The sequence below is a fragment of the Terrihabitans soli genome, assembly GCF_014191545.1.
In the GTDB taxonomy this organism is placed as follows: Bacteria; Pseudomonadota; Alphaproteobacteria; order Rhizobiales; family Methylopilaceae; genus Flaviflagellibacter; species Flaviflagellibacter soli.
Genome location: NZ_AP023361.1, coordinates 1,577,907 through 1,592,545 on the forward strand (window position 1 = coordinate 1,577,907; position 14,639 = coordinate 1,592,545).

The window sequence follows — 14,639 nt, forward strand, 5'->3', positions numbered from 1 at the left end:
CATGACCGGTATCACCCTCGGCGCGCTGAACGAGCGCAATCTCGAACTCGGCCCGACGCCGGCCAAGAAATCGAAGTGGAAGCACTTCCGCCTCACGCGGGCGAAAGACGATGTCGCCTGGCTCATTCTCGACAAGCAGGGCTCCTCCGCGAACATCCTGTCCATGGATGTGCTGCGCGAGCTGAGCGAAGTCATATCCGAACTTGAAGCAACACCGGCTCGTGCGCTCGTTCTGCGGTCGGGCAAGACCTCCGGCTTTGTCGCCGGCGCCGACATCACTGAATTCGGCGTGATGACGGATGAAGACGAAATCGCTGCCATGCTGGGCGAGGGCAACAAGATTCTCGACCGGCTCGATGCCCTGCCGTTCCCGACCATCGCCGTCGTTCACGGGTTCTGTCTCGGCGGCGGGCTTGAACTCATTTTGGCCTGCGACCGCCGCATCGCCATCGATGGCGCGCGTTTCGGCTTCCCGGAAGTCCTGCTCGGCCTGCATCCGGGCCTCGGCGGCTCCTGGCGCTCGATCCAGCTTGTCAATCCGCTCGAAGCCATGTCGATGATGCTGACCGGCAAGACGGTCAATACGCGCGCCGCCAAAGGCATGGGTCTGGTCGATGCGGTGACGGAAGAACGGCATGTCATCAACGCCGTGAAATCCGTCGTCGACGGCTCGTTCCGCATGCCGAAAAAGCCGCTACCGCAAAAGCTCATCGCTCAGCTGGCGGCAACGAGTTTTGGCCGCCGCCTCGCGGCCAAGAAAATGCGCGCCGAAGCCTCCAAGAAAGCGCCGAAAAAGCATTACCCGGCGCCTTACGCTCTGATCGATCTCTGGGAAGATCTCGGCGGCGAGCCGAAAGTGATGAAGGAAGCGGAGGTCGCAAGCTTCGCCAAGCTGCTGACGACCGATACGGCAAAGAGTCTCGTCCGCGTCTTCTTCCTGCGGGAGAATTTGAAGAAGCTCGCCGGCAAGGCCGAAGAGATGAAGCATGTGCATGTCATCGGCGCGGGTGCGATGGGCGGCGATATCGCCGCGTGGTGCGCCTGGCAGGGCATTTCCGTCAGTCTTGCCGATATGCAGCCCAAACCTCTGGCAAAAGCTATCGGCAAAGCGGCGGCTCTGTTCGGCAAGATCGGCAAAAAAAGCCGGCTGACGCGCGATGGTCTCGACCGTCTGATCCCGGATCTGCACGGCGATGGCGTCGGTAGAGCCGATCTCATCATCGAGGCGGTGCCGGAAAATCTCGACATCAAGAAAAAAGTCTATGCGATCGCCGAACAGCGGATGAAGAAGGACGCAATCCTTGCGACCAACACATCCTCCATTCCGCTCGAAACCCTGCGCGAAGGCCTCGCGCGTCCCGAACGCCTTGTCGGCATCCACTTCTTCAATCCCGTCTCGCGCATGCAGCTGGTCGAGGTCGTCAGCCACGACAAGGCGTCGAAAGAGGCGCTTGCCGCCGCGCGCGCATTCGTCGGCCAGATCGATCGGCTTCCAGCGCCGGTCAAAAGCGCACCGGGCTTCGTCGTCAACCGGGCGCTTCTGCCTTACATGCTAGAGGCCATGGTGCTGCTCGATGAGGGTGTCAAAGCCGAGACGATCGACAAAGCGGCTGAAGAGTTCGGCATGCCCATGGGTCCGATCGAGCTTGCCGATCAGGTTGGCCTCGATATCTGCCTGCATGTCGCCGAGGTCCTGAAGGAAGCGCTGCAATGGCCAATGCCCGATCCGCCGAAATGGCTGCGCGACAAAGTCGCCGCCGGCGATCTCGGAGCCAAGACCGGCCGCGGCATCTATGTCTGGACGAAGGGCGAAGCGCAGAAGGAAAAGACCTTCCCCGAGCCCTATGACGGCATGACCGACAGGCTGATCCTGCCGATGCTCAATGTCTGCGCTACCCTTTTGCGCGAGGGCGTGGCCGAAAGCGAAGACGTCATCGACGGCGCCATGATTTTCGGAACGGGCTTTGCCCCCTTCCGTGGCGGACCGCTCTATTACGCGCGCAAGCGCGGCGTCGAAGAGGTGAGGGCGAAGCTGCGCGAGCTTCAGGCCGCGCATGGCGAACGCTACCGGCCCGATGACGGCTGGGACCTTCTGAAATGAAGAAGCCGGGTCCTCCGGCGCGGTTCACCGATCCGGAAGCGCTGGCAGATGCGATTGTCCGGAAAGTCGGACGAAAGATCGTGCTCGCACTGCCGCTCGGGCTCGGCAAGGCTAATCATGTGGCGAACGCGCTCTATCAGCGTGCCGTCGCCGATCCCTGGATCTCGCTCAACATCTTCACGGCGCTGACGCTCGAGCCGCCGCGGGCCGGAAGCGAGATCGAAAAGCGTTTCCTCGGTCCGATCAATGAGCGCCTGTTCGGCTCCTATCCCGGGCTTCTTTATGCGGAGGCGCTCCGCGACGGCACGCTGCCGCCCAATGTCGAGGTCAACGAGTTTTTCATGCTCGCCGGCCGCTGGCTGAACGTGCCGCAAATGCAGCGCCATTACATCGCCGCGAACTATACGCAGGCGCTGAATTACGTTCTCGACCGGGGGGCGAATGTCGTCGCCCAGCTCGTCGCACGCAAAGGCATGCGCTACAGCATCGCCTCGAACACCGATATGACGCTCGATATGCTGACGGCGAAGAAAGCGGGCCGCGCCGATTTCCTGTTCGTCGGCCAGGTCAACAGCGAACTTCCCTTCATGGAAGGTGAAGCCGATCTGCCCTCGACCGCCTTCACCCATATTCTCGAAAGCGAAGACACAGATTTTCCTCTGTTCGCGCCGCCGAAAGAGCCGGTCGATTTCACCGATCACGCCGTCGGCGTGCATGTGGCGCGGCTCGTGCCCGATGGCGGCACGCTGCAGATCGGTATCGGCTCCATGGCTGATGCTGTCGTTCACGCGCTGATCCTGCGCCACAAGAACAATATCGAATTCCGCAAAGCGGTCGGCAATCTATCGCCGCACGAAGGCGGCCATCTCGGACGCTTCAAAGTCGGGCTTTACGGCGCGAGCGAAATGCTCGTCGACGGATTTCTGGAGCTCATCCGTGCCGGCGTGCTGAAGCGCATCGGCGACGGCGCTGTTCTTCATGCCGGTTTCTTCCTCGGCCCGAAATCCTTCTACAAAGAACTGCGCGACATGCCGAAGAAGGAGCGTGCGCGGATCAAAATGACGGCGATATCCTATGTCAATTCGCTGCTCGTCGATGAAGCGAAGAAGCGCAAGGCGCGCACCGATGCGCGCTTCGTCAACACGGCGATGATGGCGACCTTGAACGGCGCTGTCATCTCCGACGGTCTCGAAGACGGCCGCGTCGTCTCCGGTGTCGGCGGCCAGCATGATTTCGTCACCCAGGCTTTCGCGCTTGACGGTGCGCGGTCGATCATCACGCTCAACGCCACGCGTCACAGCAAAGGCGAGACGATTTCCAACATTGTCTGGAATTACGGCCACACGACCGTGCCGCGGCATTTGAAGGACATTATCGTCACCGAATACGGCGTTGCGGATCTGCGCGGCAAAACCGATCGCGACACGATCGCGGCAATGCTGAATATCGCTGACTCGCGCTTTCAGCCGGAGCTTCTGGCCAAAGCCAAAGCGTCGGCGAAAATCGAAGGCGATTATGAGATCCCCGCCGCGGCCCGCAGCAACACGCCGGAACGGATCGAGCAGGCGCTCAGTGCGATGAAGAAGAGTTTCCCGGTCTTTCCGTTCGGCACGGATTTCACCGCAGAAGAGCAGATTCTCCTGCCGGCGCTCGCCAAGCTGAAAGCGGCGTCCGGTTCGCGCAAGGACATGCTCAAACTCGCATGGCGCGGCTATTCGGTGGAGCTCTCGCGCGAGAAGGAAGAGGCGCTGAGGCGCATCGGCTTCGACCGGCCGCGCGGCATGAAGAACATCTTCTACGCCGCACTCGTGCGCGCGGCGCTCAAAGATACCTAGGCGAGATCCTCTTCGATCAATTCGCTGTTGATCTCGAACGCGGCGCAGGCGCCTTCTGCTGCGGCGACGATGGCGAACTGAATACCCTGCGAAGCATCGCCGGCGACGAACAGGCCGGGGACATTCGTCTCCTCATTGCCCTCGGTGCGCACAAAGCCCTTTGCGGTCAATTGGCAGCCGAGCTTGGTTGCGAGCGAACAATCGGGTTTGCCGCCGGTGATGAAGAACAGCGCTTTTCTTGCAAGCTGTACGCCGTTCTCGAAGTGAACGGCTTTCAAGCTTTTGTCATCGCCTTCGAGACGGACGATTTTCTCTTCACGGATAGGGATGCCATTGCGCTGAAGACGAGCGCGGTCCTCGGCACTGAGCGTTGCCGGACCGTCGGTGCAGAGCACGACATCGTCGCTCCACACTTTCATCTGCAGCGCGAACTTTGCGCATGTGCCATTGCCGTACACGGCGATCGGCCGGTCGCGCTCTTCCCAGCCGTCGCAATAGGGGCAGTTGAAGACGCCGTGTCCGTAGAGTTCGGCAAAGCCCGGAATGCCCGGAAGCTTATCTTCGGAGCCCGTTGCGAGTAGGAGTTTCCGCGCACGCTCGCGCGCACCATTCTCCATCACGATTTCAAAGCCGCCGCCCTCGCAGAAATTGACGTCGTCGATGATCGTGTTCTCGCGAATCTCCACGGTCGGATAGTCGCGCAATTCCTCGCGGCCGATCCGGCGTAGTTCATGCGGCAGGACGCCTTCGCGGGTGATGAAACCATTGACGCCTCTCGAAACGCTGTTGCGCGGTTTGCCTTCGTCGCAGACGAGGACTTTGCGGCGGCAGCGGCCGAGAATGAGGGCGGCGTTCAGGCCGGCCGGACCTGCACCGACAATGATGGCGTCATACATGGAAGCTCCTTCCGGAGAAGGAAAGCTTCCCCTCAGGCGGATTGTTCCATTTCCTCGCGCAGCAGTTCGAGGCGCAGCCATTCGTCCTCGGAGGCAGCCCGCTCGGCCTCAGCCGCTGCGAGGGTCGCGCTCGCTTTAGCGAAAGCGGCAGCATCTCGGGCATAAAGCTCGGGATCGGCCAAAACGCCCTGCAGCCGCGCGATCTCGGCATCGAGTTTGGCGATTTTCTGCGGCAGCGTTTTCAGTGCGTGCTGATCGTTGAAGGAGAGTTTTTTCTTGGCGGCGGCGCGGGCAGGGGCGGGCTCGCTGCGTTCGCGCGCGCGGTCCTGTTTGGCCGCGCCTTTCGCTTCGACCCCCTTGCCGCGCTGAGCGAGCATGTCGGTATAGCCGCCGGCATATTCGGTCCACACGCCTTGGCCTTCCGAGACGATAACCGAAGTGACCGTGCGATCGAGAAAGTCACGGTCATGGCTGACGAGGATGACAGTGCCGGGATAGTCCGCGATCATCTCCTGCAAGAGATCGAGCGTTTCGAGATCGAGATCGTTGGTCGGCTCGTCGAGCACAAGAAGATTAGACGGCTGGGCAAGGGCACGCGCCAATTGAAGCCGTCCGCGCTCGCCGCCCGACAGGCGCGAGATTTCGGTATTGGCCTGCAGCGGCGTGAACAGAAAGTCCTTCATATAGGACATCACATGCTTCGCCTGGCCGCCGACAAAGACGGTGTCGCCGCGCCCGCCCGTCAAAGCCTCGCGCAGCGTCCAGGACGGATCGAGGCTCTGGCGCTTCTGGTCCATGCCCGCAATCTCGAGATTTGCGCCGAGCCGGACGCTGCCGCTGTCGGGGGCGAGCACGCCGGTCAGAAGGTTGATGAGCGTGGTCTTCCCGGCGCCGTTCGGTCCGACAAGACCGACGCGATCGCCGCGGGCAATGCGCGTTGAAAATTCGCTGACGACGGGCACGCCGTCCCAGGCTTTTGAAATGGTCTTGGCTTCGATGACGAGCTTGCCCGAGACCGTGCCCTCGGTGACGGTCAGCTTCACATCGCCCTGCGCCTTGCGGTGCTCGCGATGATCGGTGCGCAGCGTGCCGAGATCGGCGAGGCGGCGGACATTGCGTTTTCTGCGCGCCGTCACGCCATAGCGCAGCCAGTGCTCTTCATTGGCGATCTTGCGCGCCAGCTTGTGATGGTCGCGCTCTTCCTGTTCCAGCACATCGTCGCGCCAGGTCTCGAAAGACGCAAAGCCCTGATCGAGACGCCGCGTCTTGCCGCGATCAAGCCAGACCGTCGCGCGCGACAGGTTTTCGAGAAAGCGCCGGTCATGGCTGATGATGACAAGCGCCGAGCGCAACTGGCCGAGCCTCTGCTCAAGCCATTCGATGGCAGGCAGATCAAGATGGTTGGTCGGCTCGTCGAGCAGAAGAAGATCGGGATCGGAGACAAGCGCGCGGGCGAGCGCCGTGCGCCGCGCTTCGCCGCCAGACAGCCGCGACGAATCTTCCGTCCCGCTCATGCCGAGTTCTTCGAGGAGATAGCGCGCGTCATGCGGATCGCTGCCGGGCGGCAGGCCTGCCGCGACGAAATCGAGGGTCGATGAGAAGCCCGAGAAATCGGGTTCCTGCGCCAGATATTGCTGCGTTGCGCCCGGCTGCAGGAAACGCGTACCGGAGGTCGGCTCGATCATGCCCGCGGCAATCTTCAGCAGAGTGGATTTTCCCGAGCCGTTGCGGCCGACAAGACAGATCCGGTCGCCAGCAGAGACCGACAGCTCCGCTCCCTCGAGCAGAGGTGTGCCGCCGAAGGTCAGGCCGATATCGCGAAGCTGAAGGAGAGGCGGCGGCATATTTACTCGTTCACGTCGCTGGCGACCCCGGCAGGGCTCGAACCTGCGACCTGCCGCTTAGAAGGCGGCTGCTCTATCCAGCTGAGCTACGGGGTCAAACGCGACCGCGAAAGCCGGATCAGTGGGTCCACTGGCCGACCCGGCCCCATTTGAAATTGTCGGAATAGGAGATGACCTTCCGAACCGGCTTTTTGGGTTCCGACACGAGATAGGGCAAGCCCGCCTTCTCGGCATAGGCGATCGCCTCTTCGCGCGTGTCGAAGTGCAATCTGACCTGGCGCTGGGTGTCGTCGGACGAGGTCCAGCCCATCAGGGGCTCGATCTGGCGGGCCGTGGCCGGCTCGAAATCGAGAACCCAGCCCTCGGAATTACCGGTTCCGGACTGCATGGCATTGCGGGCGGGCTGATAAATGCGGGCGGTCATCGTTTCTCTCGTCCCCAGTTCCCAAACAGTTCCCGGGCCTTGCGTGGTCGGGGCGGCCGGATTCGAACCAGCGACCCTCTGGTCCCAAACCAGATGCGCTACCAGACTGCGCTACGCCCCGAAATCTCAACAAGTTCAGGTTCTGACATGGGAGTATGAAGGCGGCAAGTCTGCAGCGGGTTAACGCGAGAGCCTTCCCCAGAGGGGCGTGTTTTCCTGCCACGTTGCGGCAATGCCACAGACATCGGGCAGGGTAACAAGCTATAAAACATGGAATCAGGGGAGTTGGGCATGAAATCGGCTTTGTATGCGGTTGCGGCTTTGGGGCCCTCGCCATTTCGGTGCCGGCACTCGCGGCCGACGTTCCGGTCGAGCAGTCCTATCCCGCGGCGACGGTCGGCTATTACAACTGGACCGGCGCCTATTTCGGCCTTCAGGCCGGCTACAGCTTCGGCACCGTCGAGACATCATCGTCCCCGACCATCGGTGCCTATGACACCGATTACGACTTCGACCATTTCGTCGGCGGCGTCACGGCCGGCTACAATCATCAATTCGGCAATTGGGTCGTCGGCGGTGAGATCGACGCCAGCTTCACCGACGCCGAAGAGAGCATCGATCCCGGCATCACCGGCATCGACGAATACCAGTCCGATCTCGACTGGCTGGCCACGGCGCGCGTGCGCGTCGGCTATGCCTTCGACAACATCCTCGTTTACGCCACAGCCGGCGGCGCCGCTGCAGAAACCGAAGACGCGATCGACATGGGCCTCGATGGCGTTCTCAGCGAACGCCGCAGCCGCAAGGGCTGGACGGCAGGCGCCGGCTTCGAATGGGGCATCAACGAAAACTGGACCGCCAAGGGCGAGTATCTCTATGTCGATCTCGGCGAAGAGACCGTCAGCGAAAATGGCCCGATCGTTTTCCCCGACGCGACCGATACAGTCGATTTCGAGCACATCTATCATCTGGGCCGCGTGGGCGTGAATTACCGCTTCTGAAGTGCGTCTCTCCCAAGAATAACCCCGGCTTCGGCCGGGGTTTTTTTGTGCCTCGGAAGGGCCAGGACTGCCATTTTGCGTCCTTGAAATGGCCATATCCGCAGGGCGGGATGCCCCCAGCTGAGAACGAGGGGATATCTCATGCGTTTTGGACTTCTGACGGTGGCGCTTGTCGCCGCTGGCGGGCCGGCCATGGCCCAGGCCGTCATGCCCAATCATCTCGACTGCCGTTTCGAACCAGCGACCCAACAGCTGACCTGTCCGGAAATTCCGATGCCGAGCGGCCGTTCTTCGGCCGAGCCTGCGCCCGCAGCGCTTCCCGCGCCGGCCGGCGATACGGCCACGGGCTCTGCCGAGCGGAACGCCCATTGCGCCGCCAAATACAAAAGCTTCGATCCCCAAACCGGCATGTACAAGAGCTTCACCGGCAAACTGCGGCCATGCGTCTGACGGCACGCGCTTTGCGCCTCTTCCTGCGTCGCCCTGGATATCGTGCCGAAACGGCACGGCCGGGCCTCGCAAGGGGATTGCAGGTGTCTCGTACAGTGCCCGGAAATGAGACGGTCGAGGGCCGCGATCATGCCTTCCGCACCCGCGTCCGGCGCTTTGCCGGCGTCGATATCGAGCTCGGCCTCGACGCCATTTCCCCGCGTCCGGAACTGGTTCATTCGGCCCCTGGCGGCGAGCGCTTGGAGAGCCGTGTGCTGCGTTTCGTCCACCGCCGCCTGACACGCTCCTAAATCATTGAAAAATAACTGGTTTTAATGTCGCATTTCCGGTGCGGAAAGGCCCGTTCCGCCTTGGTTTAAGGGCTGGAATCGCCTATCTTCAGGGCTCTTCCTCACAAGAGCTCTGTGCATCGTGGCCGATACCGAAAATCCGCCGTCCGGCGGCGCGTTTGACATCAAGCCAATCTCGATTTCCGACGAGATGAAGCGGTCCTATCTCGATTACGCGATGAGCGTGATCGTGAGCCGCGCTCTGCCGGATGCGCGCGATGGTCTGAAGCCGGTTCATCGCCGCATTCTTTTTTCGATGAACGAGAACGGCTATACGCCGGACAAGGCCTACCGCAAATCGGCGCGTGTCGTCGGCGATGTCATCGGTAAATACCATCCGCATGGCGACCAGTCGGTCTATGACGCGCTTGTACGCATGGCGCAGGAATTTTCGATGCGCGTTATGCTCGTCGACGGGCAGGGCAATTTCGGCTCGGTCGACGGCGACCCGCCGGCCGCGATGCGCTACACCGAAGTGCGTCTTGCCAAACCGGCGCTCGCGCTGCTTGCCGATATCGACGAAAACACCGTCGACTTCCAGGACAACTACGACAATTCCGAAAGCGAGCCGAAAGTCCTTCCGGCGCGCTTCCCCAATCTTCTCGTCAACGGCGCCGGCGGCATCGCTGTCGGCATGGCAACGAACATTCCGCCGCACAATCTCGGCGAGATCATCGACGCCTCTCTGGCACTGATCGACAATCCCGAACTCGACATCGAAGCGATCAACGAGATCGTGCCCGGGCCCGATTTCCCGACCGCGGGCATCATTTTGGGACGCGGCGGAATTCGTCTTGCCTATCAGACAGGCCGCGGATCGATCGTCATGCGCGGACGCGCCGTGATCGAGGAGATCCGCAAGGATCGCGAAGCCATCATCATCACCGAAATTCCCTATCAGGTGAACAAGGCGTCGCTGGTCGAAAAGATCGCCGAACTCGTCCGCGAAAAACGCGTCGAAGGCATTTCGGAACTGCGCGACGAGAGCGACCGCAACGGCATGCGCATCGTCGTGGAGCTGAAGCGCGAAGCCGTCGGCGATATCGTACTCAATCAGCTTTACCGTTTCACGCCGCTGCAATCGACCTTCGGCGCCAATATGGTGGCGCTGAATGGCGGCCGTCCGGAAACGCTCAATATCAAGGATCTTCTGAGCGCCTTCCTGCTGTTCCGTGAAGAGGTCATCAGCCGCCGCACGCGTTTCCGTCTCGGCAAAGCGCGTGACCGCGCCCATGTCTTGGTCGGCCTTGCGATCGCCGTCGCCAATATCGACGAGGTCATCCGCCTCATCCGCACGGCGCCCGATCCGCAGACCGCGCGCGATCAGTTGATGGCGCGCGATTGGCCGGCCGCCGATGTCGCGCCGCTGATCGCGCTGATCGACGATCCGCGCCACCGCGTGTCCGATGCCGGCACTTATCGGCTATCCGCCGAACAGGCGCGCGCCATTCTCGATCTGCGCCTGCAGCGCCTGACGGCGCTCGGCCGCGATGAAATCGCCGAGGAGCTGAACAAGCTCGGTATCGAGATCGCCGATTATCTCGACATTCTGCGCTCGCGCTCGCGCGTGCTCGACATCATCCGCCGCGAACTCATGGAAGTGCGCGTCGAACACGCGACGCCGCGCAAGACGGAGATTCTCGAAGTCGACGGCGATATGGAAGACGAAGACCTCATCCAGCGTGAGGATATGGTCGTCACCGTCTCGCATGCGGGCTATGTGAAGCGCGTGCCGCTCGCGACTTATCGCGCGCAGCGCCGTGGCGGCAAAGGCCGCTCAGGCATGGCGACGAAGGAAGAAGATTTCGTCACACGCCTGTTTGTGGCCTCCACGCATGCCGAAGTGCTGTTCTTCTCTTCGGCCGGTCAGGTCTACAAGATGAAGGTATGGCGTCTGCCGCTGGCAGCGCCCCAGGCGCGCGGCAAGGCGTTCGTCAATCTTCTGCCGCTCGATCCCGAAGAGCGCATCACCTCCGTCATCGTGCTGCCGGAAGACGCGACGAGCTGGGAGCGCAACGAGATCATGTTCGCGACGACAGGCGGCACGGTGCGCCGCAACGCGCTCGCCGATTTCATGAACATCAACCGCAACGGCAAGATCGCCATGAAGCTCGAAGCCGGCGAGGCGATCGCCGAAGTCGATCTGTGCGGCCCGCAGGACGATGTTCTGCTCACGACCGCCGGCGGCAATTGTATCCGCTTCCCGGTCGAGGATGTGCGCGTGTTCAAAGGCCGCGACTCGGTCGGCGTGCGCGGCATCAAGCTCGATGACGACGACCGCGTGATTTCCATGGCGATCATCCGCCATGTCGAAGCGACGGCCGAAGAACGCGCTTCCTATCTCAAGCTGGCGGGCGCTGTGCGGCGCGGCGTCAACGGCGAGGAAGAGGTGTCGGTCGATGCCGAAGAGCAGACCGCGACGGTCGAGCTCAGCCAGGAGCGCTATGCGCAGATGAGCGCCGAAGAGCAGTTCATCCTGACCGTTTCCGAAAACGGCTTCGGCAAGCGCTCGTCCTCGTTCGAATACCGCATCACCGGGCGCGGCGGCAAAGGCATCGTTGCCATGGCCGTCAACAAGCGTAACGGCAAGCTTGTCGCGAGCTTCCCGGTCGATGACGCCGATCAGCTGATGCTGATCACCGATGGCGGCCAGACCATCCGGATTCCGGTCGACGGCATCCGCATCACCGGCCGCGGCACGCAGGGCGTGACGGTGTTCAAAACCGGCGATGGTGAGAAGGTCGTTTCGACCGAGCGGATCAGCGAAGAAGCCGACGCCGAGACGGACGGCGAAGCTTAGAAAAACAGACGCTGAAAAAGAATAAGGCGCTCCGGGGGAGAGCGCCTTATTCGAAATCGGTTCCGAGCGGGGAGGGGTCTAGTCCCGGATCGGAACCCGCATGAGCGTCGTTTCATTGTGACCGCTGGGGACAGAAACGGTCACGAAAGCGCCGCTCGCATTGGCTTCGAGGGCCTTCGCATGCGCACTGATGATACGGTCGAGGGCCGGTCCACCGTTTGCCGCCACGCTGAGACGTTCGGTACCGATGTCGAGTCGGTCACCCTTGGCAGCAAGATTGGAATTGGTGGTCGCCGAGGTGGCAGCCGGTGTCATCTCCGGGTTCGCCGCGGTAGCGCCGGCCGTACGGTAGGTGTCCGTATAGGCCCAGGCCCCCAGCATAACCGCTGAGACGACCGCAAAAGTCGTCAGGAAACCGCGCAGCATTTTTTTATCCCGTGTCATCATTATTTTCTGAACATACAACCCTTCTGTGTCCCAAATGTTTCCCCGAATGTTTCAAATCAAGGATTCCAGGTAACACGAACCCGTGAGCCTCCCCCGGGGCCTCCCTTGCGGAAGGCCCCCCCCTCAGGATAAAGCCGCCCCATGACCAAAAGCGCTTTCTATGCCGGTTCTTTCGACCCGGTGACCAATGGCCATGTCGAGGTCGTCCGCGCCGCCTGCCGGCTGTTGGACCGGCTGGTGATCGCTATCGGTACGCACCCCGGCAAATCCCCGCTGTTTACCGCGGAGGAAAGGGTTTCCATGCTGAAAAGCGTATTTGAGCCAATGGCTAAGAAAGAGAACTGCAAGCTGGATGTCATCACTTTCGATGACCTCACGGTAAATGCCGCCCGCCGTCACGAGGCCAGCATTCTCCTGCGCGGCCTCAGGGACGGGACCGATCTCGACTATGAGATGCAGATAGCCGGCATGAACGGGCAGATGGCGCCCGATCTGCAGACCGTGTTCCTGCCGGCTTCCCCGGCGGTCCGCCCCATCACGGCCACTCTTGTCCGTCAGGTGGCCTCCATGGGCGGCGACGTCTCGGCTTTCGTGCCGGAGCTCGTGGCCCGGAAACTCACCGAAAAATTCGCCTCCGGCCGTTAAGGAGTTGCCCTTTTGATCCGTATTTTTTCCGCCTTTGCCTTCCTCATGACGGCCTTTTTGGTGCCGGCGGCCGCCCAGGCGCCCTCGACCCTGGTGCTCGAAACGAGCAAAGGCCCGGTGACCATCAAATTCCGTACCGACCTGGCTCCCAAGCACGCCGCCCAGATGGCCAAGCTCGCCCGGGCGGGCTTTTACAACGGCGTCGTCTTCCACCGGGTCATCGATGGCTTTATGGCCCAGACCGGCGATCCGACGGGTACCGGCACGGGCGGCTCGAACGAGCCGGATCTGAAGGCCGAATTCTCATCCGAACCCTTCGTGCGCGGCACGGTGGGCATGGCGCGCTCCTCGAGCCCCAACAGCGCCAACAGCCAGTTTTTCATCATGTTCGGCGACGGCGCCTTCCTCAACGGTAAGTACACCGTGGTCGGCCAGGTCGTCTCCGGCATGGAGAATGTCGATAAGATCAAACGCGGAGAACCTCCGGCGAACCCGGACAAAATCATCAAGGCAACCGCGCCCTAACCGGAGAAGAAAGAAATGGCCGATCCTGAAAACACCCTCGTCCTCGAAACGACGAAGGGCACGGTGGAAATCGCATTGCGTCCCGATCTCGCCCCGGGCCATGTTGCGCGCATCAAGGAACTCGCGCGCGAGGGCTTTTACGACGGCGTCGTCTTCCATCGCGTGATCGACGGCTTCATGGCACAGACCGGCGATCCGACGGGCACCGGCATGGGCGGCTCGGGCAAGAAGCTTCCGGCCGAATTCAATGCCGGAAAGCACAAGCGCGGCACGACCTCGATGGCACGCGCGCAGCATCCGGATTCGGCGGATAGCCAGTTCTTCATCTGCTTCGAAGACGCCGGATTCCTCGACGGCCAGTACACCGTGTGGGGCGAAGTCACCTCCGGCATGGAAAATGTCGATCAGATCAAGCGCGGCGAACCGGTGAAGGATCCCGACAAGATCGTCTCGGCCAAGATCAAGGCCGACATCTAACGACATGATGAAACTCGTCTACACGGCGATCGCGCTTGCCATCGGCATGGGCTTCGCCGTGCAGACGAGCATCAACGCAAATCTCGCGAAGGGCCTCGGCTCTTCGCTGGTCGCCGCCCTCACAAGCTTCGGGGTCGGCTTTGCGATGCTGAGCGTCCTGGCGCTCGTGACAGGCCAGTTGCAGGCCGTCTCCGGCTTCAAGCATCTTCCGGCCTGGGTCTGGTTCTCGGGCGGTATTCTCGGCGCCTTCATCGTTTTCTTCAGCCTGTTTCTTGTACCGCGCATCGGCGTGGCCGCGCTCGCTGCCTTCATCATCGCCGGACAGTTGACGGCCGCCGCCCTGATCGATCATTTCGGCTTTCTCGGCGTGCCGGTCCACGAACTGCATGTGTGGCGCGTTGTCGGCCTTGTCCTTCTGTTCGCCGGCGCGCTTCTCGTGCGCATGACTTGAGCTGCGGAGACGCCTATGAGCCTTCCCATCCATCATATGATCGACAGCGGCCCGCGCCCGGTCGCGCCATTCTCTCATGCCGTCGAGGCCGACGGATGGGTGTTCGTCACCGGCCAGATGCCGACCGATCCGAACGCGCCCGATGCGCCGCTGCCCAATGGCATCGAAGCGCAGACGCGCCGTGTCATGGACAATCTGAAGATCGTTCTTTCCGGTATCGGCCTCGGGCTTGAGCACGTCACCTTCGCGCGGGTGTATCTGACGCATTTCGACCGCGACTACGCGGCGATGAACGAGACCTATCGGGCTTACTTTCAGCCCGGCAAACTTCCGGCGCGCACCTGTGTGGGCGTCACGGGCCTTGCCGTCAGTGCCCTGGTCGAGATCGATCTGATCGCCCGGCGGCCTTAAACG

The 14,639-nt window shown here is 61.9% G+C and carries 15 protein-coding genes and 2 tRNA genes; 11 read left to right on the forward strand and 6 right to left on the reverse strand.

What is annotated here, in order from left to right; translation table 11 throughout:
• Position 1: 1 nt before the first annotated feature.
• Entirely contained in the window at positions 2-2,101 is a 2,100-nt protein-coding gene (locus tag IZ6_RS08220) for a 3-hydroxyacyl-CoA dehydrogenase NAD-binding domain-containing protein (protein ID WP_222874592.1), read from the forward strand.
• Positions 2,098-3,936, forward strand: coding sequence for an acetyl-CoA hydrolase/transferase C-terminal domain-containing protein (locus IZ6_RS08225; RefSeq protein ID WP_222874593.1), 1,839 nt, complete (start codon positions 2,098-2,100; stop codon positions 3,934-3,936). Before IZ6_RS08220 ends, IZ6_RS08225 begins: the two co-directional genes overlap by 4 nt.
• On the opposite strand, the gene IZ6_RS08230 is transcribed toward IZ6_RS08225, so the two are convergent.
• From IZ6_RS08230 to IZ6_RS08250, 5 genes are all read right to left on the reverse strand, one after another.
• The gene (locus IZ6_RS08230) at positions 3,933-4,832 is read right to left on the reverse strand and encodes an NAD(P)/FAD-dependent oxidoreductase (protein WP_222874594.1); all 900 of its coding nucleotides are present in this window, start codon (positions 4,830-4,832) and stop codon (positions 3,933-3,935) included. The two genes, IZ6_RS08225 and IZ6_RS08230, sit on opposite strands and share 4 nt — an antisense overlap.
• 32 nt (positions 4,833-4,864) lie before the next feature.
• Positions 4,865-6,676 carry an ABC-F family ATP-binding cassette domain-containing protein gene (locus IZ6_RS08235; RefSeq protein WP_222874595.1) on the reverse strand — a complete coding sequence of 604 codons (1,812 nt, stop codon included), beginning with the start codon at positions 6,674-6,676 and terminating at the stop codon, positions 4,865-4,867.
• A gap of 19 nt (positions 6,677-6,695) precedes the next feature.
• Positions 6,696-6,772, reverse strand: a tRNA-Arg gene (locus IZ6_RS08240).
• Positions 6,773-6,794: 22 nt separating this feature from the next.
• Entirely contained in the window at positions 6,795-7,100 is a 306-nt protein-coding gene (locus IZ6_RS08245) for an ETC complex I subunit (RefSeq protein WP_222874596.1), read from the reverse strand.
• A 44-nt stretch (positions 7,101-7,144) separates the two neighbouring features.
• A tRNA-Pro gene (locus IZ6_RS08250) sits at positions 7,145-7,221 on the reverse strand.
• Between the two features lie 220 nt (positions 7,222-7,441).
• On the opposite strand from IZ6_RS08250, the gene IZ6_RS08255 reads away from it, so the two are divergent.
• The 4 genes from IZ6_RS08255 to gyrA all read left to right on the forward strand — a co-directional run bounded on the left by IZ6_RS08255 (position 7,442) and on the right by gyrA (position 11,680).
• Positions 7,442-8,101, forward strand: a complete 660-nt coding sequence (locus tag IZ6_RS08255) for an outer membrane protein (protein ID WP_222874597.1) — start codon at positions 7,442-7,444, stop codon at positions 8,099-8,101.
• Between the two features lie 141 nt (positions 8,102-8,242).
• Entirely contained in the window at positions 8,243-8,551 is a 309-nt protein-coding gene (locus IZ6_RS08260; protein WP_222874598.1) for a BA14K family protein, read from the forward strand.
• Positions 8,552-8,634: 83 nt separating this feature from the next.
• Entirely contained in the window at positions 8,635-8,841 is a 207-nt protein-coding gene (locus IZ6_RS08265) for a hypothetical protein (RefSeq protein WP_222874599.1), read from the forward strand.
• 121 nt (positions 8,842-8,962) lie between these two features.
• Positions 8,963-11,680 carry a DNA gyrase subunit A gene (gyrA, locus tag IZ6_RS08270; RefSeq protein WP_222874600.1) on the forward strand — a complete coding sequence of 906 codons (2,718 nt, stop codon included), beginning with the start codon at positions 8,963-8,965 and terminating at the stop codon, positions 11,678-11,680.
• A 78-nt stretch (positions 11,681-11,758) separates the two neighbouring features.
• Here the strand turns inward: gyrA and IZ6_RS08275 are convergent, their stop codons facing one another.
• Positions 11,759-12,127 carry a hypothetical protein gene (locus IZ6_RS08275; protein ID WP_222874601.1) on the reverse strand — a complete coding sequence of 123 codons (369 nt, stop codon included), beginning with the start codon at positions 12,125-12,127 and terminating at the stop codon, positions 11,759-11,761.
• 141 nt (positions 12,128-12,268) lie between these two features.
• Here IZ6_RS08275 and coaD point away from each other — a divergent pair, with 141 nt between their 5' ends.
• The 5 genes from coaD to IZ6_RS08300 are packed head-to-tail and all read left to right on the forward strand — an operon-like array spanning position 12,269 to position 14,636.
• Entirely contained in the window at positions 12,269-12,772 is a 504-nt protein-coding gene (coaD, locus tag IZ6_RS08280) for a pantetheine-phosphate adenylyltransferase (protein WP_222874602.1), read from the forward strand.
• Positions 12,773-12,817: 45 nt separating this feature from the next.
• Positions 12,818-13,297, forward strand: a complete 480-nt coding sequence (locus IZ6_RS08285; RefSeq protein ID WP_222877584.1) for a peptidylprolyl isomerase — start codon at positions 12,818-12,820, stop codon at positions 13,295-13,297.
• A gap of 15 nt (positions 13,298-13,312) precedes the next feature.
• Complete coding sequence (locus IZ6_RS08290; RefSeq protein ID WP_222874603.1) at positions 13,313-13,774, forward strand: peptidylprolyl isomerase; 462 nt, start codon at positions 13,313-13,315, stop codon at positions 13,772-13,774.
• Positions 13,775-13,778: 4 nt separating this feature from the next.
• Entirely contained in the window at positions 13,779-14,225 is a 447-nt protein-coding gene (locus IZ6_RS08295; protein ID WP_225873870.1) for a DMT family transporter, read from the forward strand.
• Between the two features lie 36 nt (positions 14,226-14,261).
• Positions 14,262-14,636, forward strand: coding sequence for a RidA family protein (locus IZ6_RS08300; protein ID WP_222877586.1), 375 nt, complete (start codon positions 14,262-14,264; stop codon positions 14,634-14,636).
• The last annotated feature ends 3 nt before the right edge of the window (positions 14,637-14,639 follow it).